At 51.0% G+C, this 21,458-nt stretch carries 21 protein-coding genes; 14 read left to right on the plus strand and 7 right to left on the minus strand.

Annotated elements, in window-relative coordinates:
* Positions 1-71: 71 nt before the first annotated feature.
* A complete protein-coding gene (locus ACO064_RS10545; protein ID WP_421827335.1) occupies positions 72-1,121 on the plus strand; it encodes an AAA family ATPase in 1,050 nt (349 codons plus the stop codon).
* On the plus strand, positions 1,114-1,362 hold the full coding sequence (locus tag ACO064_RS10550) for a hypothetical protein (protein ID WP_421827336.1): 249 nt from the start codon (positions 1,114-1,116) through the stop codon (positions 1,360-1,362). The genes ACO064_RS10545 and ACO064_RS10550 overlap by 8 nt, the downstream gene beginning before the upstream one ends.
* Here the strand turns inward: ACO064_RS10550 and ACO064_RS10555 are convergent.
* Positions 1,359-2,579, minus strand: a complete 1,221-nt coding sequence (locus tag ACO064_RS10555; protein ID WP_114410211.1) for an IS256 family transposase — start codon at positions 2,577-2,579, stop codon at positions 1,359-1,361. The two genes, ACO064_RS10550 and ACO064_RS10555, sit on opposite strands and share 4 nt — an antisense overlap.
* Before the next feature lie 89 nt (positions 2,580-2,668).
* Between ACO064_RS10555 and ACO064_RS10560 the strand changes: the two genes are divergently transcribed.
* The 4 genes from ACO064_RS10560 to ACO064_RS10575 all read left to right on the plus strand — a co-directional run bounded on the left by ACO064_RS10560 (position 2,669) and on the right by ACO064_RS10575 (position 6,464).
* Positions 2,669-2,932 carry a hypothetical protein gene (locus ACO064_RS10560; RefSeq protein WP_421827337.1) on the plus strand — a complete coding sequence of 88 codons (264 nt, stop codon included), beginning with the start codon at positions 2,669-2,671 and terminating at the stop codon, positions 2,930-2,932.
* A complete protein-coding gene (locus ACO064_RS10565) occupies positions 2,913-3,944 on the plus strand; it encodes an SDR family NAD(P)-dependent oxidoreductase (protein ID WP_421827338.1) in 1,032 nt (343 codons plus the stop codon). The genes ACO064_RS10560 and ACO064_RS10565 overlap by 20 nt, the downstream gene beginning before the upstream one ends.
* A gap of 182 nt (positions 3,945-4,126) precedes the next feature.
* On the plus strand, positions 4,127-5,530 hold the full coding sequence (locus tag ACO064_RS10570; RefSeq protein WP_421831009.1) for a tetratricopeptide repeat protein: 1,404 nt from the start codon (positions 4,127-4,129) through the stop codon (positions 5,528-5,530).
* A gap of 100 nt (positions 5,531-5,630) precedes the next feature.
* Entirely contained in the window at positions 5,631-6,464 is an 834-nt protein-coding gene (locus tag ACO064_RS10575; RefSeq protein ID WP_421827339.1) for a hypothetical protein, read from the plus strand.
* Here the strand turns inward: ACO064_RS10575 and ACO064_RS10580 are convergent.
* Together ACO064_RS10580 and ACO064_RS10585 are read right to left on the minus strand one after the other, a co-directional pair.
* The gene (locus tag ACO064_RS10580) at positions 6,458-7,336 is read right to left on the minus strand and encodes a mechanosensitive ion channel family protein (protein WP_421827340.1); all 879 of its coding nucleotides are present in this window, start codon (positions 7,334-7,336) and stop codon (positions 6,458-6,460) included. The genes ACO064_RS10575 and ACO064_RS10580 overlap by 7 nt on opposite strands.
* A gap of 61 nt (positions 7,337-7,397) precedes the next feature.
* Positions 7,398-8,396, minus strand: coding sequence for a glycosyltransferase family 9 protein (locus ACO064_RS10585; RefSeq protein ID WP_421827341.1), 999 nt, complete (start codon positions 8,394-8,396; stop codon positions 7,398-7,400).
* 239 nt (positions 8,397-8,635) lie between these two features.
* Between ACO064_RS10585 and ACO064_RS10590 the strand changes: the two genes are divergently transcribed.
* The 3 genes from ACO064_RS10590 to ACO064_RS10600 are packed head-to-tail and all read left to right on the plus strand — an operon-like array spanning position 8,636 to position 12,061.
* Entirely contained in the window at positions 8,636-8,962 is a 327-nt protein-coding gene (locus tag ACO064_RS10590) for a PadR family transcriptional regulator (protein ID WP_421827342.1), read from the plus strand.
* 3 nt (positions 8,963-8,965) lie between these two features.
* Positions 8,966-11,695 (plus strand): ABC transporter permease, encoded by a 2,730-nt coding sequence (locus tag ACO064_RS10595; RefSeq protein ID WP_421827343.1) that lies wholly within the window; start codon positions 8,966-8,968, stop codon positions 11,693-11,695.
* Between the two features lie 18 nt (positions 11,696-11,713).
* Entirely contained in the window at positions 11,714-12,061 is a 348-nt protein-coding gene (locus ACO064_RS10600; protein ID WP_421827344.1) for a hypothetical protein, read from the plus strand.
* A gap of 626 nt (positions 12,062-12,687) precedes the next feature.
* Here ACO064_RS10600 and ACO064_RS10605 read toward each other — a convergent pair.
* Positions 12,688-13,308 (minus strand): hypothetical protein, encoded by a 621-nt coding sequence (locus ACO064_RS10605; protein ID WP_421827345.1) that lies wholly within the window; start codon positions 13,306-13,308, stop codon positions 12,688-12,690.
* Positions 13,309-13,440: 132 nt separating this feature from the next.
* Here ACO064_RS10605 and ACO064_RS10610 point away from each other — a divergent pair, with 132 nt between their 5' ends.
* The 5 genes from ACO064_RS10610 to ACO064_RS10630 all read left to right on the plus strand — a co-directional run bounded on the left by ACO064_RS10610 (position 13,441) and on the right by ACO064_RS10630 (position 18,727).
* A complete protein-coding gene (locus ACO064_RS10610) occupies positions 13,441-14,688 on the plus strand; it encodes a M16 family metallopeptidase (RefSeq protein WP_421827346.1) in 1,248 nt (415 codons plus the stop codon).
* Positions 14,689-14,843: 155 nt separating this feature from the next.
* Entirely contained in the window at positions 14,844-15,509 is a 666-nt protein-coding gene (locus tag ACO064_RS10615) for an O-methyltransferase (RefSeq protein ID WP_421827347.1), read from the plus strand.
* Positions 15,510-15,515: 6 nt separating this feature from the next.
* Positions 15,516-17,801, plus strand: a complete 2,286-nt coding sequence (locus tag ACO064_RS10620) for a LysM peptidoglycan-binding domain-containing protein (protein ID WP_421827348.1) — start codon at positions 15,516-15,518, stop codon at positions 17,799-17,801.
* A gap of 18 nt (positions 17,802-17,819) precedes the next feature.
* The gene (locus ACO064_RS10625) at positions 17,820-18,383 is read left to right on the plus strand and encodes a DUF3109 family protein (RefSeq protein WP_114409895.1); all 564 of its coding nucleotides are present in this window, start codon (positions 17,820-17,822) and stop codon (positions 18,381-18,383) included.
* A 17-nt stretch (positions 18,384-18,400) separates the two neighbouring features.
* Positions 18,401-18,727 carry an MGMT family protein gene (locus ACO064_RS10630; RefSeq protein ID WP_421827349.1) on the plus strand — a complete coding sequence of 109 codons (327 nt, stop codon included), beginning with the start codon at positions 18,401-18,403 and terminating at the stop codon, positions 18,725-18,727.
* Positions 18,728-18,735: 8 nt separating this feature from the next.
* Here ACO064_RS10630 and ACO064_RS10635 read toward each other — a convergent pair whose 3' ends face one another.
* From ACO064_RS10635 to hemW, 3 genes are all read right to left on the minus strand, one after another.
* Positions 18,736-19,215 (minus strand): response regulator, encoded by a 480-nt coding sequence (locus tag ACO064_RS10635; RefSeq protein ID WP_421827350.1) that lies wholly within the window; start codon positions 19,213-19,215, stop codon positions 18,736-18,738.
* A 223-nt stretch (positions 19,216-19,438) separates the two neighbouring features.
* Complete coding sequence (gene mtgA / locus ACO064_RS10640) at positions 19,439-20,158, minus strand: monofunctional biosynthetic peptidoglycan transglycosylase (RefSeq protein WP_421827351.1); 720 nt, start codon at positions 20,156-20,158, stop codon at positions 19,439-19,441.
* A gap of 134 nt (positions 20,159-20,292) precedes the next feature.
* A complete protein-coding gene (gene hemW, locus ACO064_RS10645; protein WP_421827352.1) occupies positions 20,293-21,438 on the minus strand; it encodes a radical SAM family heme chaperone HemW in 1,146 nt (381 codons plus the stop codon).
* Positions 21,439-21,458 lie beyond the last annotated feature (20 nt).

Below are 21,458 nucleotides of genomic sequence, written 5' to 3' on the forward strand. Positions count from 1 at the left end.
ATTAGCAAATCGGCGGCAAACGTTGTTATGTTTACAAAAATGCTCGTCACCGGGCGGATCTGGATAACACCATGGAAAGCACGAATAATTTCCTGACGAAGGTTGAAATCAAAAACTTCAAGTCGATCAAGGACTTACAACTCAACTGCAAGCGGGTCAATGTCTTCATCGGCAAACCGAATGTGGGGAAGTCGAATATTCTGGAAGCGTTGGGGTTGTTGGGAGCCAATTATGATGATGATAAATATTTGAACGGTGCCATTCGGTATGAATATGTAAGAGATTTGTTTAGAGATAGTGATCCTGAGCAACCCATTACAATATCAACAAACCAACTTACAGCTTCAGTTGAACGGGATAGCTATTTAGAAAACGTACCTGAAGACTCTTTTGAACTGACAAAAAAAATAGGTTCTTCTAGTTTCAGACAATTCGTTTTAAGTAATAAGGGGGCCGTAACTGTATTTGGATCAGGATCAAAAAATAATCGTGGCGAAAAAGATCATTTTGATATATACCGTACAAGTCCTGTTAAAAAGTATGATTTTCTTTCATTGAATACCTTCGATAGTACCTTTAGTCAATATCTTCTTCCGCCAGGAGGTCCAAACTTGTATGAAATAGTAAGGAGAAACAAAGATTTATGGAGCGAGTTTGCGAAGTTGTTTACCGAGCAGCAATTGGAACTCGTATTATTTGATGCAAAGCAAGAGTTTATTCTACAAAAAAAGGAAGGGCCCTATGTCAAACAATATCCTTTTTTCTCAATTGCGGACACCTTCCGGCGGTATATGTTTTATATATCTGCCATTGAGTCAAATAAGGATTCAGTACTTGTCTTCGAAGAACCGGAAGTACACTCATTTCCGCCTTATACGCAGTCACTAGCCTATCGAATGATATACGATGAAGATAACCAATACTTTATTTCAACACACAGCCCTTACATGCTTCATCCATTTATCGCCAAAATGGATTACTCAGATTTGAATGTTTTCATTACGTATTACCATGATTACCAGACAAAAGTAAAAGCGTTGACACAAGAAGAATTCCGTGACATTCTGGACTATAGTACCAATGTGTTTTTCAATCTGAATAAATTTGAGCCTAATGCCTAAGACGGTAATGTTGTATCCTGAATGTCACGCTGATACGGCCTTAATACGGTTTTTAGTAAAAGATGAAAACCTACTTATTCATTCAGCGGGTACGGAAGTGGCAAAAGACATGCAAACAGGCATCCAATCGGCAGATATAGTAGTCGGCATAATTGATAATGACAAGGTTAAACCACGCTATTTCGATTTGTTTGTAAAGCTAAATGAGGGAGTGCTCGCTGAACTGTGTCAGTGGGTTTAATCAAAGCGATGTGGCTGAATTCGTTCAGTAAATATAATAGAAACTTGGGCTAAGATCTCCTTCCAATTATACGTGGTGGTTTCCCACTTGATTTGCAGATTTTGAATCACCAAATACACCAGTTTTTGTAAAGCGATATCGGAGGGAAAAGCCCCTTTCGTTTTGGTTACGTTACGCAATTGACGATGGTAGCCTTCAACTGTATTGGTCGTATACATGACCTTGCGGATAGCCGCCGGATAGTCAAAGTAAGGCGAAAGTAACTCCCACTTGTCCAACCAAGGCTGAATGGCTTGTGGATAACGCTGCCCCCAGGTTTCCTGTACCAGCAATAATTGCTCCATAGCTTGCTCACGATCCGATGCCTGGTATACCCCCTTAATATCTTTAACAAAGCTCTTGAGGTATTTGTCAGGGATAAACCGAAAGGAATTACGGAGTTGATGGACAATGCAGAGTTGAACGGTGGCGGCTGGAAAAACGGTTGCAATAGCCGTATCAAACCCTTTGAGCCCATCCACACAGGTGATCAGCATGTCTTCGACCCCGCGCTGCTTAAGGTCAGTTAGCACTGAGAGCCAAAACTTGGCCGATTCACTCTCCGCTGTGTAAATCCCTAGTACCTGCTTACGACCCGCTAAACTCAGTCCAATGACGCTGTATAGGACGCGGGTCACGACCCGGCCTTCATGACGAACTTTGTAGTAGATACCATCCAACCAGACCAATACATACAAGCTCTCCAAAGGTCGATTTTGCCACTCCCGCATGGCCGGGATTACTTTGTCGGTAATGGCTGTTAACTCGCTGTCGGATAGCGAGTAGCCATACATCTCTGAAAGATGTTGGCTGATATCCGCGTAGCTGCTACCCATTCCGTAGAGCGAGAGAATTTTCTGTTCCAGTTGTGGAGTCAGTACAACTTGCCGTTTAGGGACTAATTGGGGCTGATAACTACCGGTGCGGTCTCGGGGCGTTTGCAAGTCCAGCAAACCAGCACTGCTTTTTACTTTTTTGCTGGTTTTACCATTGCGTCGATTTTGCTCAGGCAGACGAGTTTGAACCAGATGGTGGCTCATTTCGCCTTCTAAAGCTGATTCGAGGAAGTGTTTAAGTAAAGGGGCAAACAGCCCACCTTCGCCTGTTAAGGGTTTGCCTTCGTAAAGGCCTTTGATAGCGGCCTGTTTGAAGGCCTCGAAATCGAAGTCGTTGTTCATGATAGTGAAAATAAGGTTTTTTCCTTTTTATTCACCCTTGACACAGTTTAGCGAGCAGTCTCCTAAATGAGCAAAATAAAACCTGTTTCATGCACAAGCCTGACTCTGCTGAATATGTCATTATCATTGATAAAGCCATTGAAAGTTTTCTGATATGGAATGCCGAGCAAGTAAATCTAAACTTAGCTTTGTACGATTTTCCCATTAAGCCTAAATTATTGGGAGAAAAGCTAAAAACGCCATCAATCCAAACCGACCCCAACTACCTCCAACTCCTCACCGACCTCCACACCCGCCAGGCACCCGGTTTCATCACCCTCGAAAACCTTCTGAATGACTTCCTCACTCCCTGATATCACCCTCATCACCGGCGCTAACGGCCTCATTGGTAGTCACATCATCCGGCGGTATCTCGACGCGGGCCAAACTGTGGCCGCGCTCCGGCGCGCCAACAGTGATCTGGGTTTACTGAACGACATCCAGGACCGCATCACCTGGCTCGAAGGCGATATTCTGGATATTCCATCTCTGGAAGACGCGCTTCAAACCGTGCAGGCCCACGGTACCGTCGATGTGATCCACGTGGCCGCCATGATTTCCTATTCGCCGAAAGACCGCGACCGCATGGACAAAGTCAATGTCGAAGGCACTGCCAATGTGGTCAATCTCTGTCTGGTGAAAGGCGTTCGGAAACTGGGCTACGTCAGTTCGGTGGCCGCCGTCGGTCGCCCGACAATCAAAGGCGGGAACGACAACGCAGCTATCGTGATCGACGAAGGGCAACGCTGGGAAGAATCGCCCCAAAACTCCTTTTACGGCCAAACCAAATACCGGGCTGAACTGGAAGTGTGGCGCGGGATTGCCGAAGGGTTGGACGCCGTGATGGTCAACCCGTCGCTGGTACTGGGCGAAGGCGACTGGACGCGCAGCAGCACGCAACTCTTCAAATATGCCTACGACGAAAAACCGTTCTATCCCGCCGGGATTGTCAACCTGGTCGATGTGCGGGATGTAGCCGAAGCGGTTTTTCAGTTGATGCAGAGTCCCATCACCGCCGAACGGTTTATTCTGAGCGCGAAAAGCCTGTCGTATAAGGAATTTCTGGACAAGATGGCGGATGCGATGGGCAAAAAACGAACCCGATACCGTGTTTCCCCCAAACTGACGCAATTGCTGTGGCCCCTCGAAGCCATCCGGTCCTGGATCACGGGCAAGCCTCCGCTGATTACCCGCGAAACCGCCCGGTCGGCATCAGGACAATATCAGTATGATGGCCGCAAGATCGAAAAAATGCTCCCTTTCCGCTACCGCAATACCGACGAAACGATTCACCGGATTTCTGTGTTTTTCAAGCAGAAGCAGTGACCATTGGCCGGGAATCGGATCTAAAATACTGATCGCCAATTCATGCGAAAACCGGTCCAAAACCACTACCTCCTTTTTTTGCGCGAATAGTTGCGGAATAGATTATTAGTTGTATATTTCTACTACATTTCCACGCTGAATAGTGGTGTATAGTATATACGTAACCCCTGTACGAAGTGAATATGGAGCAAGAGTTTGAGGAAAGAGAAAGCGAAATAAAGGCCTCGATACAGCGATTTGAGAGTATGCTGGACGGCTCCGAAAACCAATTTTTCGATCTGGATGTCTACGAGCAGATGGTCGAACATTACATGGAAGAAGGCGACCTGGAAAAGGCCATGAAAGCCTGCGAAGCCGGACTCGGAAATTTCCCCTACTCGCTGGAATTGATGCTGGATAAAGCCCAGTTGCTGGCCACCAACGGAAAGTATGAGCAGGCCCTGGGTCTGCTGGATCGGGCCGCCCTGTATAATCCCAGCGACCCGGATATTCAATACATGCAGGGAACGATCAGCAACCTCGCCGGAAATTTCGAACAATCCGTTGAGATTTTGAATGATCTGCTGGAAACCGCCGACGAGAAAGACGACATCTATTTTCAGCTTGGACAAACCTATCAGAATTGGGGAAAATACGAGCAGGCCATCGAGAATTATAAAACATCGATTAACCACAACATTAACAACGAAAATTCCCTGTACGAACTGGCGTTTTGCCTGGATTTGATCGGGGAGTTGGAAAATAGTCTGGATTATTACCAGCAACTCATCGACCGCGACCCCTATTCGCACAACGCCTGGTATAACATTGGCATTGCCTACAGCAAACTGAGCCGGTATACAGACGCGGCCGAAGCGTATGACTACGCGACGATTATCAAAGAAGATTTTGCGTCGGCGTATTTCAATCTCGGCAATACGTACATGAACCTGGGCGAGTTTGTGAAGGCGGAGGAAGCCTACCGCAGTACGCTGAAATACGAAGAAGCTACGCCCGAAACGTATTGTTACCTGGGCGCCAGTCTGGAGAAACAAAACCGCTACGGAGAAGCCATCACGCGCTACCGCGATGCCGTTCATCTCGATAGTTTGTGGGACGAAGGCTATTATGGCATCGGCGTTTGTCTGAGTGAACTGGGCAAATGGCACGAATCCATTCCGTTTTTGCGGAAAGCCCTGAAACTGAATGAGAAAAATGCGGAATACTGGCTCGCCCTGGCCGAAACCGAGTATAAACTGGGCAATGGCATATCGAGTCTCGAAGCGTTTGAGAAAGCCGTCGAAGCTGATCCGGCCAACGTCGATGTATACCTGCAATGGTCGCTCGTGATGTTCGACCAGGGGGATTTCACCCGCGCCCACGAAATCATCGAGATGGGCATCGAGGAACTGCCGCAGGAAGCGGATTTATACTACCGGGCTGTGATTTACCTCATTCATGCCGGTATGTATCGCGAAGCACTTGTTAGTCTGGAAGCGGCTCTGACACTCAATTACGACCAGCACGTTCTGTTGTTCGATTTTTTTCCGGAACTGGAAAAGCAGAAGGCACTCTACAAGATCATCGAGCAGTACCGTAAAAATTAATTTGGCGCATTCCGCCGTAAAAGCCGCCCTTTTTAGAGTGGCTTTTTTTACGGGCATAGTTTTTGCAATCGACTCGTAAACCCAATACAGACTCAACGTTATGCAGAAAACGTTATTTTCCTTCTTGTTTCTCAGTTTAGTAGTCGGATTTGCCAGTATCCAACCCGCCGTTGCCCAAAATCGACTCAAGAAAATCACCTACACCGACGGCACGATCCGGCAGTTTTTCTACGATGCCGCCGGTAAACTCAGTAAGGAGGAACTCACCCGCGAACAGGCACCACTCAGTCAGTTTCAGCATAGTTACGGCACCAGTGGCAAACTGACCACCTATTCGATGCGGTACCAAACCCCCGAAACGCCCTGGAATTACGGTTATTCGGAACAGTATAACTACAGCAAGGAAGGACGCCTGAATTCGAAAGAACGTTACCTGCTCCGCAAGGGACTTTCGCTGGATAAACCCGAAAAATCGCTCTTTTTTACGGACTCCCTGATCTACAATGCCACCGGTCAGATTGTGGGCCGTCAGCGGTATACGTACCCGCCCCGGGGCGAAATGGCCGGGCGCTCACCAGTTACTTTGACCGCCAGCCAGTATCGCTACGACGCCATCGGCAACCTGGTCGAAGAAACCGTGACGACCACACCCCTGCAACGGAACGCAGCCGCCACCACCACCACCCGCCGGATCGTGTATGAATACGACAACAAACCCAATCCATATTGCCTGGCCGAATGCCCGATTTTCGATCAGATGAGCTGGTCGAAAAACAACTGCATTCGAGCCTCTACGTATCAGGTAGAAGCAGGGACACAGGCTAAACCAACGGTTAGCGAATACCGCTACGTTTACGATAACAATCTGCCAGTCAGACGGTTATTAGCCGAAAACTCTACCCTTCTGGAGCAGTACGAATACGAAACCTATTGATTGGACGACTCGGCTGACTCGTTGGCGCGTTTTTTCAGGTCGTAGGTGTGGGGCGGAAAGAGCATCAGCACATCGTTTTCGCCGAAGGCTTTCTTGACGGCGATAATGGCTTCGCTCAGGGCTTTGGTGGCGTCCACTTTGTTCGGATCGATCCAGAACCAGACCAGAAACTGGATCATTTCCAGCGAAACGCCCTTATAGTGCATTTCAACCGGTTTGTCTTTCCGAATAAACGGCAGGGCTTTTACGGCGCTGATCGCCACCCGCTGGGCTTTGCTCAAATCATCGAGGTGCGACACCCCCGCCGTTAGTTCGATCCGCCGTTCGCCGGTGCGGGAGAAGTTGGTGATGGGTTTCTGAAAAATATCCTTGCTCGGTATTTCGATGGTTTGCCCCGCCGAATTGTCCAGCACAATCGAACGCAGTTTGATACGGACCACTTTTCCCAGAAAACCGTTGGTCTCCACTACGTCGCCGACTTCAATAGGTCGCTGAAGGGCAATGATCGTCCCCGAAATGAAGTTGGCCGTCAGGTCCTGAAACGCAAAACCGATGGCCAGCGCCAGCACACCGGCCCCCGCCAGCAACGACGCCACGGTTTTTTCGAGGCCCAGAATGTCCAGCGCAATGAACAAACCCAGCGTCATGACGACCAACTGGGCGACGGTTCCGGTCAGGTTGATGAGCGACAGATTATCGCTAAACCGATCGAAAGCCCGCACCACCAGCCTGCGAAAATACCGGGATATGAAGTTAAAAATAACAATGACCAGCAGCGCCACCGCCAGATTCGGCACATACAGAACGGCGGTTTTGACCCAGCCTTCCAGACGCTCGAAAATGAGTCGTGCTACCTCTCCTACATTCAGCATAGCAATAGACAAGGTGTAATAGGGTAGAAACCGTTGCCAAAGCGGATGTGTTTCAACGAACTTACGTAGGAAGTCGCTGCATCAGTTGCTCCGTCCGGATTCCGTAGGCACACTGAAAATGGCCCAGCGGACATTTTTTGCGCCCGTGCAGACCGCAGGGACGGCAGTCGAGAATTTCCTCAATCTCGATCTGGTGCGAATCGTCGGCCAGCGGCCCGAAACCGAACTGCGGAATGGTTGAACAGAAAATAGCCGTTGTCGGAGCGTTCACCGCCGACGCCAGGTGCAGGGGAGCCGAATCGTTGACGTAATTCATCAAAGCCCCTTTCATCAAAGCCGCCGATTCCAGAAACGATAGCTTGCCGGAAAGATTCACCACCCGTTCGCTGTCGCCCCCCTGCCGAATTCGCTCCGCGGCTTCAGAATCCGACGGAGCGCCCAGCAAATATACCGTCAGCGAAGGCGGTAGCTGCCGCAAAAAGTCCATCCATTTTTCTTCCGGATATTGTTTCGTAAACCAGACCGATGTCGGTGCCAGGCAAATGTAGGGTTTGGTCTGATACGGTTTTACACGCTCAAAATCGCCGGACGATGGATATAACTTTGGCTTCAGCGCAGCATGATTCGTAAACCAGCTAACCAGTTCCGTATTGCGGTTAATCTCGTGAATATCAGGCGCAATCCGATGATCGATGCCGTAAGTAAAGAAGCGGGAAAACGGATTTTTCTCAAACCCAACGGTTTCTTCGGCTCCCGACAGTGCCGTGAGTAAACCCGTTGCACCGAAGCGTTGCAGGTTGATCACCTTGTCGTAGCGACGGGGGCGGATGAGCCGGATCAAGCGCAGCAAGTCCCGGTATTTACCATTTTTTTTGTCCCAGATTAGTACGTCATTCAAGTGCGGATTATTTTTCAGTAATCCTTCGTTTCCCTTCCGAAGCAAAAAGTCGATCGTGGCATCCGGAAAATGGAAATGGAGTTTTTCGACCAGTGACGTGGCCAGAATGACATCGCCGATGAAAGCGGTTTGGACAATGAGAAACCGGGGCGGTTGATTCATTTAACAAATTTCAGGATGGCCTTTACCTCTCGTCAAGTTAAGCAGTTCAATATTAGATTAAAAACCCCTGATTCCAAAAACCGGAGATCGGATTCTGTCCATTTGTGTACATCCGCTGTCCGTTTCTGGACAAATTTCCTTTCAGCCCGCCATCAAAACCGCCCCTGTTACAACCAGAAAGGCATTCTGGCAGTTTGGCAAGGCATTTGTTTAGCAAATAACAAGGAAATACGAAAATCATGGGAAGACCGTATCTGGGCGAATTTGAAGAACTGGTTTTACTTACCGTTGCGGTGCTGGACGGAAGTGCGTATGGCGTGACGATTGCGGCTGAACTCAAGCAGCGTACGGATCGCGTCATCAGCCTGAGCGGTGTTCACATCGCCTTGTATCGTCTGGAGGAAAAAGGATTCGTCAGCTCCGAGCTAGGCGGTGCCACAGCCGCGCGGGGTGGCCGTCGAAAGCGGTTATTTGGCATCACGGCAGCCGGCAAACAAACCTTGAGTGAGATGCGGCAGGTACGCAACGGACTCTGGGAGTCCATTCCCAACCCTTCCTGGTCATAGCCCATGAATACTCCCCAACCACCCGCCTGGGCCGACCGTTTACTGAAGGGATTGTGCCCCCCCGCTTTGCAGGAAGAACTCCTGGGTGACCTGCACGAACAGTTTGCCGATCAGGTTGTCGAATTTGGCGTCCGGAAAGCCCGTCGGCTGTACGCCCTGGAAGTGATCAAATTCTGCCGACCGTATTTTCTGAAACGACGAACGGCCCATTTCATCAAACCGTCTGCCCATCCGGTTTCAAAAACCGCTCACCGATACCCATTACGTGACGAACGCCAACCTTTTTTTCTGCAACCAGACATGCTCCGTAATTATTTAAAAATCGCCTTTCGCAACCTCTGGAAAAGCAAAGAATACGCAGCCATCAACGTGGTGGGCCTTTCGGTGGCCTTCTGCATCTGCGTTTTTCTGTTCCTGACGTCCTATCTACAGTTGACCTACGACTCCTTTCACCAGGATGGCGACCGAATTTTCAAGACCTATCTTTTCTCGAATGATCCGGAAAAAGCGACGCGCAGTGCCAACATGCCGTTGCCTTTTGTGTCGGCTCTGAAAGCCGACTATCCCGAGCTGGAAGCCGCAACCCGAATGATGAGCGGTCGGAAAAGCCTGGTAGAAGCGAAAGGCAAGTATTTCGACAAGCTGCTGCTGCACACCGACCAGGATTTTTTGAAAATCTTTTCATTTCCTCTCCTCAAAGGAAACCGGGAAATCGCGCTTCGCGACCTGAGCAGCATCGTTCTCAGCGAGAACATGGCGACGACCATTTTTGGCACCGAAAACCCGATTGGCAAAACCGTGCTGGTGGGCCGCGACGCCGATCAGAAGCAGTATGTCGTCACCGGCGTCATCGGCGATGCTCCCTACAACAATTCGTCGATTCAGTACGATGCTCTGGTCCGAATCGAAAATGCGCCGAACTATCAGAATAACAAAGAACAGTGGAATGGCCATTTTTATACAGTTTACCTAAAATTGCCGCCCCAGGTCGATCAGGCTACGTTCGAAAACCGACTGAAACCATTTGCTCAAAAATACTTCTCCGGTGCGCTGAAAGACCTTAAAGAGAAAAAAGCCCGGCCCGATCAACGGGGTGATGTGTTTGCTGTCCGATTGCAGCAGCTTTCCAAGGTGCATTTTGACCGGGAAATCTCCGGCGGAAAAGGTACCCCGATTGCGATCGTTTACACGCTGCTGGGCATGGCCGCTTTTATCCTACTGATTGCCAGCATCAATTTCATTAACCTGAGCATCGCCCGGTCGTTTACCCGTGCCCGGGAAGTTGGCGTCCGGAAATCGTTGGGAGCGCTCAAAAACCAGCTTTTTGTCCAGATCTGGGGCGAATCGACCCTACTTTGTCTGGTGGGCTTTTTAGTCGGCATCCTGCTCACCTACCTGCTGATGCCGCAGTTCAACGCTACGTTCGACGCCCGGCTGAAACTGGAATACCTGCTCAAACCCGGTTTTGTGGGCCTGATTTTCGGCGTATTTTTTCTCGTTACCTTCGTGGCCGGTGGCTATCCGGCCTGGCAAATGGCGAAGTTCAACGCGGTGGAAGTGCTGAAAGGCAAACTGTCGATGAAACGGCCGGGCGTTTTACGCAACTCACTGATCGTTACCCAATTCGCGATGTCGTGTTTGCTGGCCTGCTGCACGATCATTGCCGCCCAGCAGGTCGATCATCTGCGCACCCGACCCCTCGGTTTTGAAAAAGAACAGGTCATCAGCATTCCGGTGGGCAATCAGGTCGACGGTCGCCAAGTGCTCGGGCGGCTCCGCAACAAGCTCGCAACCGATCCTGCGGTACTGGCCGTAACGGGCACGAGCGTCAACATCGGTCGCGGGCAGGATCGGGTCAGTTCGCGCACCTCCGCCGGATTTAAATACAAGGGAAGAGAGGTCGCTACGGATATCCTGCTGGTCGATTACGATTACCTCAAAACGCTGAATATTAAACCGGTAGCGGGCCGTGACTTTAGCCGCTCCTATTCGACAGATTCGGTAAACCGGATTGTTATTACCGAAAGCATGGCCAAAATGCTGGGCGAACCCAAACCGGTGGGCGTGTTTATGGGCGACGATGAAGATACGACCGGTGCTAGATCGGAAATTATCGGCGTCATTCCGGATTTCCATTTGTATTCGCTGGCCGATGAAAACCGCCCCATTACGATGCACCTTTCTCATTCGGAAACCATCCACTACATCTTTATCCGCGTCACTCCGCAAAGTCTGGCGGGTTCGATGGAAAAGCTGAAAGCCGTCTGGCAGGAAGTGGCCCCGCAATCGGAATTTATGGGCATGTTTATGGACGCCAATGTCGATGCCTGGTACCAGAACGAAGAACAGATGGCAAAAATCTGTAGCCTGGCGGCCGGCATTGCCATCTTGTTGTCCTGCCTGGGATTGTTTGCCGTAGCGATGATGGTGATCGAACAGCGCACGAAAGAAATCGGCATCCGGAAAGTGATGGGCGCCAGCATTCCAAACATCATCGTGGTGCTTTCGCAGGACTTTGTCAAGCTGGTTGTGGTTGCGCTGCTGATTGCCCTTCCGATTGCCTGGTTTCTGATGAATACCTGGCTCGACCATTACCGGGAGCGCATTCAGATCAGCTTCTGGGTGTTGGCCGGTGTTGGCCTGTCCGCCATCCTGATTGCGCTGGCGACGGTCAGTTTTCAGACCATCAAAGCCGCGCTGGTGAATCCGGTAAAAAGCTTACGCAGTGAATAAAACCAAACAACAAATCTTATGAAACTCCTTTTGATCAGCCTGTTCCTAACCATCAGCACGGTCGCCATGGCCCAATCTTCGCTGCGAATGCGCATTAGTGACGACGAGAAAACGCTCTCGATCCGGATCGATGGCACCCGGAACGGACGCAAAATCCATTTCAACCAGGCATTCGATGTGTCGGACATGAGTACATTGCGCAAGGAATTGCTCAAATACCGGGTTTTCACATCCCTTGAATTGTCGCCACCGCTGCATGAAATGCCGTGGGTTATTCTCTCGATTTTGGGAGTCGTGGTCGTATTTTTCACGGAATTAGTCCTCCGGTTCCGGCCGACAAAACCGGCGCGGTTTCGATCGGTATAAACAACTGCTACAAAATGATTCATCCCTACGGGATTTGTGTGGATACGATAATCCCTCTTCCAGCGGGTTAAAATCGATTGCTACAAAATGATTCATCCCTACGGGATTTGTGTGGATACGATAATCCCTCTTCCAGCGGGTTAAAACCCACTGCTACTACAAAATGATTCATCCCTACGGGATTTGTGTGGATACGATAATCCCTCTTCCAGCGGGTTAAAACCCACTGCTACAAGATGATTCATCCCTACGGGATTTGTATGGATTCGATAATCCCGCAGGGATGAATCATCTTGTAGATCCCGGTTTCAACCGGGGTAGAGAATGAAAGAGATAGGTCCAAAATCCCGTAGGGATGAATCATCTTGTAGACCCCGGTTTTAACCGGGGGTAGAGAATGAAAGAGATAGGTCCAAAATCCCGTAGGGATGAATCATCTTGTAGACCCCGGTTTCAACCGGGGTAGAGAATGAAAGAGATAGGTCCAAAATCCCGTAGGGATGAATCATCTTGTAGACCCCGGTTAAAACCGGGGGTAGAGAATGAAAGAGATAGGTCCAAAATCCCGTAGGGATGAATCATCTTGTAGATCCTCCTAAGACCGTATAAACCGGAAAGAGGGCCATTCACCGGCCTTTTAGTGTGTACTGAATCGACGCGACACCTTGCACCGGTTTTCTGCCAACGCCCGGCACGTACACCATATTGTTCAATAAATCGGGCTTTTCAAAGACATACGTATTGGCCTGAATTCCCAGATCCAGCGACAAACGCGAAGCGAGGTTACTCCTGAATCCGCCTGTAATACCGGCACTCAACGCGTTAGTTTTTTTAGCCGCGGCACTTTCAAGAGGATAACAAGGCGCCACAATGCATTCAATAACATGATAGTTCGTGCCAGATTGTTTGAGGTAGCTCTCCGTTAACTGCACACCCAGAAACATCCGAAACTTCCTGTTTGAATTTAGAAAAGCTCTTCCTCCTACCCGTAAATAAGCACCACTCGATTTTCCCTCCCAATATTGCCATTCAAAATCATTTTTATTTTTCAGGTAATTGCGAGGAAAAGAATAACCGCCGTGAAGGAATATTTCATACTCTGGCGTTCTCAACACCGTCGCGTTCACTTCTACGGTTTTATCAAATAACGGCACCCCATTCAGACCGATCTGCGGGCTGAGTCGTTGCGCAAACAACCCATGACTTAAAACGAGTAAACCGAACGACAGCAGGTAGATTGTCTTCATCGTTGTATTGGGATGAACTATTCTTTGACTAAATTTAGTTTTTAATTCTGTACCTGCAACTGCACGCGCAGCAAACAACCGCCGGTATAGCTGATTATCAGACCCTATGCATTCCAAAAGGGTTGGAAAAGAATGGAAGATTACGAAGTATATACTTTACCGAACGGAATCCGGATTGTTCATAAACAAGTACCGCATACCCAAATTGCCCATTGCGGCATCATGCTCGACATCGGCAGCCGCGACGAATTGCCCCAACAGGAGGGCCTGGCCCACTTCTGGGAACACATGGCGTTCAAGGGGACCAAAAAACGCAAATCCTTTCACATCATCAACCGGCTCGAAACCGTGGGGGGTGAGTTGAATGCCTACACGACCAAGGAGAAAGTCTGCTTTCACGCGTCGGTTCTGGGGTTGCATTTCGAAAAAGCCACGGAACTGCTGGCCGACATTGCTTTCCATTCGGTGTTTCCCGAAAAGCAGATCGAAAAAGAACGGAGCGTGATTCTGGAAGAAATGGCGATGTATTACGACTCGCCCGAAGATGCGCTCCAGGACGATTTCGACCAGGTGGTTTTCAAGAATCACCCGCTGGGCGGCAACATCCTCGGCACACCCGAAACCGTCAAATCCTTCACGCGGGACCAACTCCAGTCGTTTATCGTCGACAATCTCGACACCGAACGGGTTGTTTTTTCGTCGGTCAGCAACCTGCCCTTCAGCAAGGTCAAAAAGATTGCATCCAAATACCTGATCGACATTCCGCACCGCACCTCGGAGCGGAAACGGCTGGCACCCGAAAGTTATGAACCGCAGCGGGTGACCGTCGAGCGGCCCATCACGCAGGCCCAGTGCGCCATTGGCCGCCCGTCGTATGCCCTGGCCGATCCCCGCCGGTTGCCGTTTTTCATGCTGGTCAACCTGCTCGGCGGACCGGGCATGAACTCCCGGCTGAACATGAACCTGCGCGAAAAATTCGGGCTGGTCTATTCCATCGAAGCCAGCTACACGCCCTTTCTGGATACCGGTTTTCTGGGAATTTACTTCGGCACCGACCAAAAACACCTCGACCGCAGCAGCGCGCTCATCACCCGCGAACTGAAAGCCCTGCGCGAAAAAACGCTCACCAAACTGCAACTTCACAACACGAAAGAGCAGTTGATGGGCCAGTTGGCGATGTCGGAAGAAAGCAACCAGAGTTTTATGCTCACGATGGGAAAAAGCATTTTGGACACGGGCAAACTGGACTCGCTGGAGGAGATTTTCAAGGAAATCCGGGAAGTCGATGCCGGTTTGATGCAGGACCTGGCCAACGAAATGTTCGATGAAAGCCAACTGAGCTACCTCACCTTTGTGCCGGAGCCGGACGAGGACGAGTAACGACTGCGCTTCCCGTTCGCTCCTATAAAGATACAATGATAAAATAGGAACGGCCCATTCCCGTTAACAGAATAGTCGTATTTTTACACGGCCACCGGGTTTCGTTTTCAACCGCCTAAAGTAAACCGGGCCGAACAGGCTCACAGTCAACCGGCATGGATTTTTTGCCACCTGAAATTTCAGCGTATTCCGAAGCGCATACCTCGCCCGAAAGCGAGTTGCTGCGCCAGCTTAATCGAAACACCCGCGCCCGGATGCTCTATCCGCGGATGCTTTCCGGCCATTTGCAGGGGCGGTTTTTAGCCATGATTTCCCGGATGCTCCGTCCCCATCGAATTCTCGAAATTGGCACCTTTACGGGGTATTCGGCCCTGTGTCTGGCCGAAGGGCTGGCTGACGATGGCGTGCTGACTACCATCGAAAAAGACGACGAACTGGAGTCCTTTGCCCGCTCCTACTGGAATCAGTCGCCGGTCGGTTCGCGGATCGACCTCCGGCTGGGCCTGGCCCCCGAACTGCTCCCGACCCTCGAAGGGCCGTTCGATCTGGTCTTTATCGATGCCGACAAAGAAAATTATAGTTTGTATTACGACCTGGTTTTCGACAAGGTGCGACCGGGTGGCATCATTTTAGCTGATAATGTTCTGTGGAGCGGCAAGGTTGTCCGGCCCGTTGGGAAGGGCCGCACGGCCGCCGAACGCCGGGCCGACAAAGACACGCAGGCAGTGCTTGATTTTAACCGAAAAGTGAGTGAGGATCCGCGCGTCGAGCAGGTTTTGCTGCCCGTACGGGACGGATTAATGATGATTTACAAACGATAACAGCGTATGAAAAAGAGACTTTTGACTCTCCCCTTTTTTCTTTTCTTTGCCCCTTTTTTCGTTCTCTCCGGCGTTGCTCAGGTTCCCGCCGACATTCCCGAATCCATCCGCTTCGCCGATCTGACAGTCCGTTTTGACGAAGGCGCCCGCCGAATTATCCGACAGGACATTACCTCTCTGGTTCAATCCAACAAAAAATACTGGGACGCCAAACTCGACCGCGTGGTTCTCTACTTTCCGCTGATCGAATCCATTCTGGCGGAAGAAGAAGTACCGGTCGATCTGAAATATCTGGCCGTTCAGGAAAGCTCGCTGGTTCCCGACGCGGTTTCGTCCTCGACCGCCGTTGGCTACTGGCAATTCAAGAAAGAAACCGCTACCGACCACGGCATGCGCGTCGATGACGAAGTGGACGAGCGCAAAAGCATCGTTGCCTCCACGCGCGGAGCCGCCCGGTATTTCAAACGAAACAATACGGTTTACAACAACTGGGTATCGTCCCTGTTTTCGTATTACCTCGGCACCACCGGCATCAGCAAACTCGTTCCGGCCGAATGGTCTTACGCCCAGGAAGTCACGCTGGACAGCAAAACCGACCGCTACATTCTTCGTTTTTTTGCCCACAAACTGGCTTTCGAAAGCGTTTTGCCTTCTTTTCAAACGGCAAATTCCGTAGCGCTGATCGAATATCCGTATGGCAGTGGAAAAAGCGTGGCCCGGGTTTCGCAAGATCTGAAAATCAGCGAACCGGAAATCCGGAAATACAACCGCTGGATTCTGGGCGACCAGATTCCGTCCGATAAAGAATACGTTCTGGCCATTCCGGCAACGGGCGATCAGGCGGCTGCGCTCCGGCGTCAGGCCCAGCAAGCCAAACTGGTCGCGCAAACCAAAGCCCCGGAAGTAGTGACGAGGGCGAAATTCGACACCGGTTTTCCGGTCTTGCGCAAAGTCAATTATTCGAAAGGCAAACCGGATGTGGTGTTGTATGAAATCAACGGTTTGCCGGGTATTCAGGCCCTGGCGGGTGACAATGCCTCGACACTGGCCCGCAAAGCCCGGGTCAGCGTATCGAGTTTTCTGCGTTACAACGACATGAGTGACCGTGACCCGGTCACTGAAAATGAAGTCTATTATCTGGCGAAGAAAATGCGGAAGGCGGTTGTTCCACACCACACGGTGCAGGTGGGAGAAACCGTGCGCAGCATTTCGCAGATGTATGGCCTCCGGCTGAAAAAACTCCTGCGCTACAACCGCATCGACCGCTCCGACCGTTTGCAGGTGGGCCGGGTCATGTGGCTGCGCGAACGCCGTCCGGGCAACAAACCCGTCGAAATCATCAAAACACCGGCCACACCCGCTCCTGCTTCCCGACCGATTGCCAGCCAACCCAGCCCAAGCGACAACCGGATGAGCCAGTCGACGCCTTCCGATCGCCCGGCGAATGCCATTCCCAGAAATGCCTCCGAACGCAAACTGTATTCACCAAAACTGGTTGAATCGAAGGACGCTCCGGCAAGCACAAGCACTCCTTCGCCAGCCCCGGATACGCGCGTAACGACCACCACGCCCGGCAGCGCACCCACCAGCCGACCCGTTGACAATCAGGAGAACGCCGTGGTAAAACCGCCGGTTTCTGAGCCGACGGTTGCCAGCACGCCGACGGTCACTACGCAGAATTCCGGTTCGACGCAACGGGTTGTTATCGTTCGTCCGGAACGCTCGACCGACTTCGACAGCGAACCGGCTCCTGCCCCCAGCCGGACTACCACCGCGGCACCGGTCAGCCGTCCAGCCGAGCGGAAACCGGGTACATCCGCTCCCGTAACCGCCAGTGCCAAACGCCCCGCGGCCGAACCAATGGAAGAATCATCGTCCAGAATAACCCGCACCAGTTCGGCCCCCGCAACAACGACACGGTCTGCCGGATCGATGACGCACCGGGTAGAACCGGGACAAACGTATTACAGCATTTCGCGGCTCTACAACGTCTCGGTCAACGATCTGCTGGCCTGGAACCGCCTGACCCAGAACGACAAACTGGCGGTGGGTCAATCGCTGGTAATCAAAGGTGAAGGGGCCGTATCCAGAAGCCAGCCTGCCGCGTCCGGCAGTCCGGCGGTCGATGCGAAGGTTTCGGAAGAAATCGTGTATCACACGGTGCAGAAAGGCGAAACCATGTTCCGCATTTCGAAGCAATACGGCGTTACAGTTGAGCAAATCCAGACCTGGAACCAGCTTTCGGGTGGCGGAGTCAACGTGGGGCAGCAGTTGAAAATAATCAAGAAATAAGACTCGTCCGATAAATCCATGATCCTCATTGATAATACCTGCATCAGCGATGATGTAGCCGAAAAGTTTTTCGTTTGTAACCTGGACAAATGCAAGGGTGCCTGCTGCGTCGAGGGTGATCTGGGCGCACCGCTGGAGACCTCGGAACTGGCGGTATTGGACGAAATCTATCCGCTGGTCAAACCGTACCTGATGCCCGAAGGCGTTGCCGCCATCGAAAAGCACGGCTTGTACGAATCGGACGAGGACGGCGGTTTTGTTACGACCACCATTGAAGGGCGCGAATGTGTTTTTGCCAATTACGATAAGCGTGGTATTCTGAAATGCGGCATCGAGGAAGCGTATAATGATGGCAAAGTGGATTTCAAGAAACCCATTTCGTGCCACCTGTATCCGATCCGGATCACCAAATACGACAGTTTTCACGCCCTCAATTACGACCGCTGGCCCATTTGCAGCCCCGCCTGTGATTTTGGCGAACAACTGGGCGTCGAAGTCTACAAGTTTCTGAAAGAACCCCTGATCCGCATGTATGGCCCGGCCTGGTATGGCGAGCTGGTGAAGGAAATCGAAGAGAAATAGCCCTGATTGGGGGGAGTATGGAACACCGCGATTACTTTGAAGATGTATATGACGTGGTTCGGCTCGTCCCGGCGGGGCGGGTGACGACCTACGGCGCCATTGCTCAGTATCTGAGCCTGCGCGCCGGGGCTCGCATGGTGGGCTGGGCCATGAACGCGGCCCACGGGCGCGATGTACCGGCCCACCGCGTTGTCAACCGCATCGGCGTTCTGTCCGGCAAGCATTTTTTTGGCAGCCCAACCGCCATGCAGGATTTGTTAGCGGCCGAAGGAGTTCAGGTACAGGACGACCGCGTCGTGGAATTCGGAAAATTGCTTTGGGACCCGACAACGGAATTACAATAACCGGAAGCTCAGAGCAGCTTGGACCAGCGAACGCTGGGCACCTCCAGAAAACAGGCCTGCATGCTAATCACCAGGTGGTTGTAATCGTCCATCAGATTGGGTTTTTGGAGATACCCATTGGCGCCCAGATTGTAAGCTTTTTGCACCAGATCTTCCTCGATGGAGGTCGATAACATCACGGTCGGAATATGCTTTAACGAGTCGTTGGTTTTGATGGCTTCCAGTACTTCAATTCCGCTCATCCGGTGCATATTGACGTCCAGAATAATGAGTCCGCACCGGGCAATTTTCTCTTCTGCTCCTTCGCTTTCCAGCAAACTACTCATCAACTGCTCTCCATCTTCAAATTGCAGAATCTGGTGTTTTGCCCCTACGTTTTGAAACGCCCGATGAATAAAATGGCGATCATCTTCATCATCATCAACGATAATGACATAGATTTTTCGCTGTAAGGAAGGAGAATGCAATAACTTGGCCGACTGTGGCATTGTGATACTAATCAGATAAAGGATGCCGTTACGATGGTGTACATTACTAGCAATAAAATTAGTAACCAGACCCGATTAACAGAGATTATTTCATATGAGTAAAAGCCAGAAATAAGCCGTTTTAAAACAAAAGCCTGCTTACTTCAATGTAAGATTTAGGATGTTTTATAACTATTCTAAATCTGGCCTTTCTTCGTATTAAAAATACAAAAAATTAACGGTTTTACAAATTTTTAAGGTAAGCGCGCCCACCCAGATACCGCATCTGGCGGGCAATCTGGCGGGTACGTTTCTGGGTGTAGGCCGACGGTTTTTTGATGGAGAACAAGCGGGGATTGGGCAAAACGGCGGCAATGCGGGCAGCCTCGGTTCGCGTCAGGGATTGCGCCGAATGACCATAATACCGCCGGGAAGCGGCCTCGACGCCGAAGGTCAGCGGGCCGGTTTCGGCCACGTTCAGATACACTTCCAGAATGCGTTCTTTGCCCCAGATCAGTTCGATCAGAAAAGTAAAATAGACTTCGAGTCCTTTGCGCAGGTAGCTGCGACCATTCCACAGAAAAACGTTTTTGGCCACCTGCTGCGAAATCGTGCTGGCACCCCGCGGTCGTTTCCGGTGCTGGTTGTCTTTGATCGCATCCTGAATTTCGTCGAAATCAAATCCCCAATGGGTTGGAAACGCCTGGTCTTCCGACGCCACAACGGCCAGCGCCACTTCCTTCGAAATCGATTCGTAAGGCGTCCAGTTCTTGTAGAGCCTGCTGTCCTGGTCCTCACCCATCGCTTCCAGTTTCCGCGAAACCATCAGCGGGGTAAACGAAACCGGCAGGTATTTCAGCAACACCACCCAACCAAACGAAAGCAGGAAGGACAGCGTGATCAATCTGGCAACCAGCCGAACCGACCGCTCCAGCCACGGACGCTGACGGAGCGAAGACCCCATACGTGGGGATTGGCCCGAACGGGAGGAAGCCGAAGGAGGATTTGACGAGCGCAAACGATTGACTTTAACGGAACGAAGAGTACTCATTAAACGTAAAAATAGTAAAGAGTAATGAGTTATGAGTGAAGAATTCTTCACTCATAACTTACAAAAAGCTCCGCGGCTACGCGGTCGGCAAACAGTTTACCGGCTTCGGTTAAGGTTAGCCGATGGTTCTGGAGCGAGAGCCAGCCCCGGTTGTATAAATTTTGCAGTTCAGTCCGGCAAAGTGCTTCAAAATCGGTTCCGGCCAGCGCCGTCAGTTCCCGGACATCACAGCCCCATTTCGTCCGCATTCCCGTCAGAATGTATTCGTTTACCTGATCCGCCCTCGACAACTCCTCGACGGTAGCCGGAATTTCGCCCTTTTCAATGGCCCGAATATACTGCGCATTGTTGGCGACAGTATACTGCCGACTGTGGTTGTTGAACGAGTGCGCACTGGGGCCGATGCCGAGATAGGGTCGCCGTTTCCAATAGCTGCTGTTGTGGCGGGCTTCCCAACCGGGTCTGGCAAAATTCGAGATTTCGTACTGTTCGTAGCCATTCGCCACCAGCGTTTGCACGAGTGTCGTAAACTGATCGGCGGCAAACTCATCGTCGGCAGCCTGTAACCGGCCTTTTTTCTGCCAATTGCCAAAAACCGTGCCTGGTTCGATCGTCAGACAATAGGCTGAAATGTGCGGGATTCCGAACGAAAGTGCTTTCGCCAGATCGGCTTCCCAAACACTGTGGGTTTCGGCAGGAATGCCGTAAATCAGATCGATCGTGAGGTTATTAAAACCGGCTTCCCGGGCTAATTGCACACATTTTTCGGCTTCGGAAGCCGAATGGGCGCGGTTCATCAGGCGCAAGTTCGGCTCGTGAAACGACTGAATACCCATGCTCAAGCGGTTGACGTATTGCCGAAAAAGCCGCAGCGGAGCCAGCGGGTCGGTCGTCGGCCCCACCAAATCGTCCGGATTGGCTTCGAGCGTGATTTCAGCGTCCGGCGCCACGGTATAAAACCGGTGAATCGTCTCGAAAAGCTGCTGCAATTCGGATTCGTTCAGCAGCGAGGGCGTGCCTCCACCCAGGTAAATGGTCTCCAGTTGACGGGTGGGCAGATAGTCTTTTTGCAGTTCGATTTCCCGGCAAAGGGCCTTGACCAGCGCCGTTTTCTGCTTCAGACTGGTGCTAAAATGAAAGTCACAGTAGTGACAGGCTTGTTTGCAGAAAGGGATGTGGATGTACAGATGCATCGGCGAAACTACAAATCTGA

The organism is Larkinella sp. (genome assembly GCF_965227735.1).
Taxonomy (GTDB): domain Bacteria; phylum Bacteroidota; class Bacteroidia; order Cytophagales; family Spirosomataceae; genus Larkinella.

Bases quoted from the DNA above. Each gene is read 5' to 3' on its own strand.
- ACO064_RS10545 (WP_421827335.1), top strand. From the start codon at position 72: ATGGAAAGCACGAATAATTTCCTGACGAAGGTTGAAATCAAAAACTTC.
- ACO064_RS10550 (WP_421827336.1), top strand. From the start codon at position 1,114: ATGCCTAAGACGGTAATGTTGTATCCTGAATGTCACGCTGATACGGCC.
- ACO064_RS10555 (WP_114410211.1), bottom strand. From the start codon at position 2,579: ATGAACAACGACTTCGATTTCGAGGCCTTCAAACAGGCCGCTATCAAA.
- ACO064_RS10560 (WP_421827337.1), top strand. From the start codon at position 2,669: ATGCACAAGCCTGACTCTGCTGAATATGTCATTATCATTGATAAAGCC.
- ACO064_RS10565 (WP_421827338.1), top strand. From the start codon at position 2,913: ATGACTTCCTCACTCCCTGATATCACCCTCATCACCGGCGCTAACGGC.
- ACO064_RS10570 (WP_421831009.1), top strand. From the start codon at position 4,127: ATGGAGCAAGAGTTTGAGGAAAGAGAAAGCGAAATAAAGGCCTCGATA.
- ACO064_RS10575 (WP_421827339.1), top strand. From the start codon at position 5,631: ATGCAGAAAACGTTATTTTCCTTCTTGTTTCTCAGTTTAGTAGTCGGA.
- ACO064_RS10580 (WP_421827340.1), bottom strand. From the start codon at position 7,336: ATGCTGAATGTAGGAGAGGTAGCACGACTCATTTTCGAGCGTCTGGAA.
- ACO064_RS10585 (WP_421827341.1), bottom strand. From the start codon at position 8,396: ATGAATCAACCGCCCCGGTTTCTCATTGTCCAAACCGCTTTCATCGGC.
- ACO064_RS10590 (WP_421827342.1), top strand. From the start codon at position 8,636: ATGGGAAGACCGTATCTGGGCGAATTTGAAGAACTGGTTTTACTTACC.
- ACO064_RS10595 (WP_421827343.1), top strand. From the start codon at position 8,966: ATGAATACTCCCCAACCACCCGCCTGGGCCGACCGTTTACTGAAGGGA.
- ACO064_RS10600 (WP_421827344.1), top strand. From the start codon at position 11,714: ATGAAACTCCTTTTGATCAGCCTGTTCCTAACCATCAGCACGGTCGCC.
- ACO064_RS10605 (WP_421827345.1), bottom strand. From the start codon at position 13,308: ATGAAGACAATCTACCTGCTGTCGTTCGGTTTACTCGTTTTAAGTCAT.
- ACO064_RS10610 (WP_421827346.1), top strand. From the start codon at position 13,441: ATGGAAGATTACGAAGTATATACTTTACCGAACGGAATCCGGATTGTT.
- ACO064_RS10615 (WP_421827347.1), top strand. From the start codon at position 14,844: ATGGATTTTTTGCCACCTGAAATTTCAGCGTATTCCGAAGCGCATACC.
- ACO064_RS10620 (WP_421827348.1), top strand. From the start codon at position 15,516: ATGAAAAAGAGACTTTTGACTCTCCCCTTTTTTCTTTTCTTTGCCCCT.
- ACO064_RS10625 (WP_114409895.1), top strand. From the start codon at position 17,820: ATGATCCTCATTGATAATACCTGCATCAGCGATGATGTAGCCGAAAAG.
- ACO064_RS10630 (WP_421827349.1), top strand. From the start codon at position 18,401: ATGGAACACCGCGATTACTTTGAAGATGTATATGACGTGGTTCGGCTC.
- ACO064_RS10635 (WP_421827350.1), bottom strand. From the start codon at position 19,215: ATGCCACAGTCGGCCAAGTTATTGCATTCTCCTTCCTTACAGCGAAAA.
- mtgA (WP_421827351.1), bottom strand. From the start codon at position 20,158: ATGGGGTCTTCGCTCCGTCAGCGTCCGTGGCTGGAGCGGTCGGTTCGG.
- hemW (WP_421827352.1), bottom strand. From the start codon at position 21,438: ATGCATCTGTACATCCACATCCCTTTCTGCAAACAAGCCTGTCACTAC.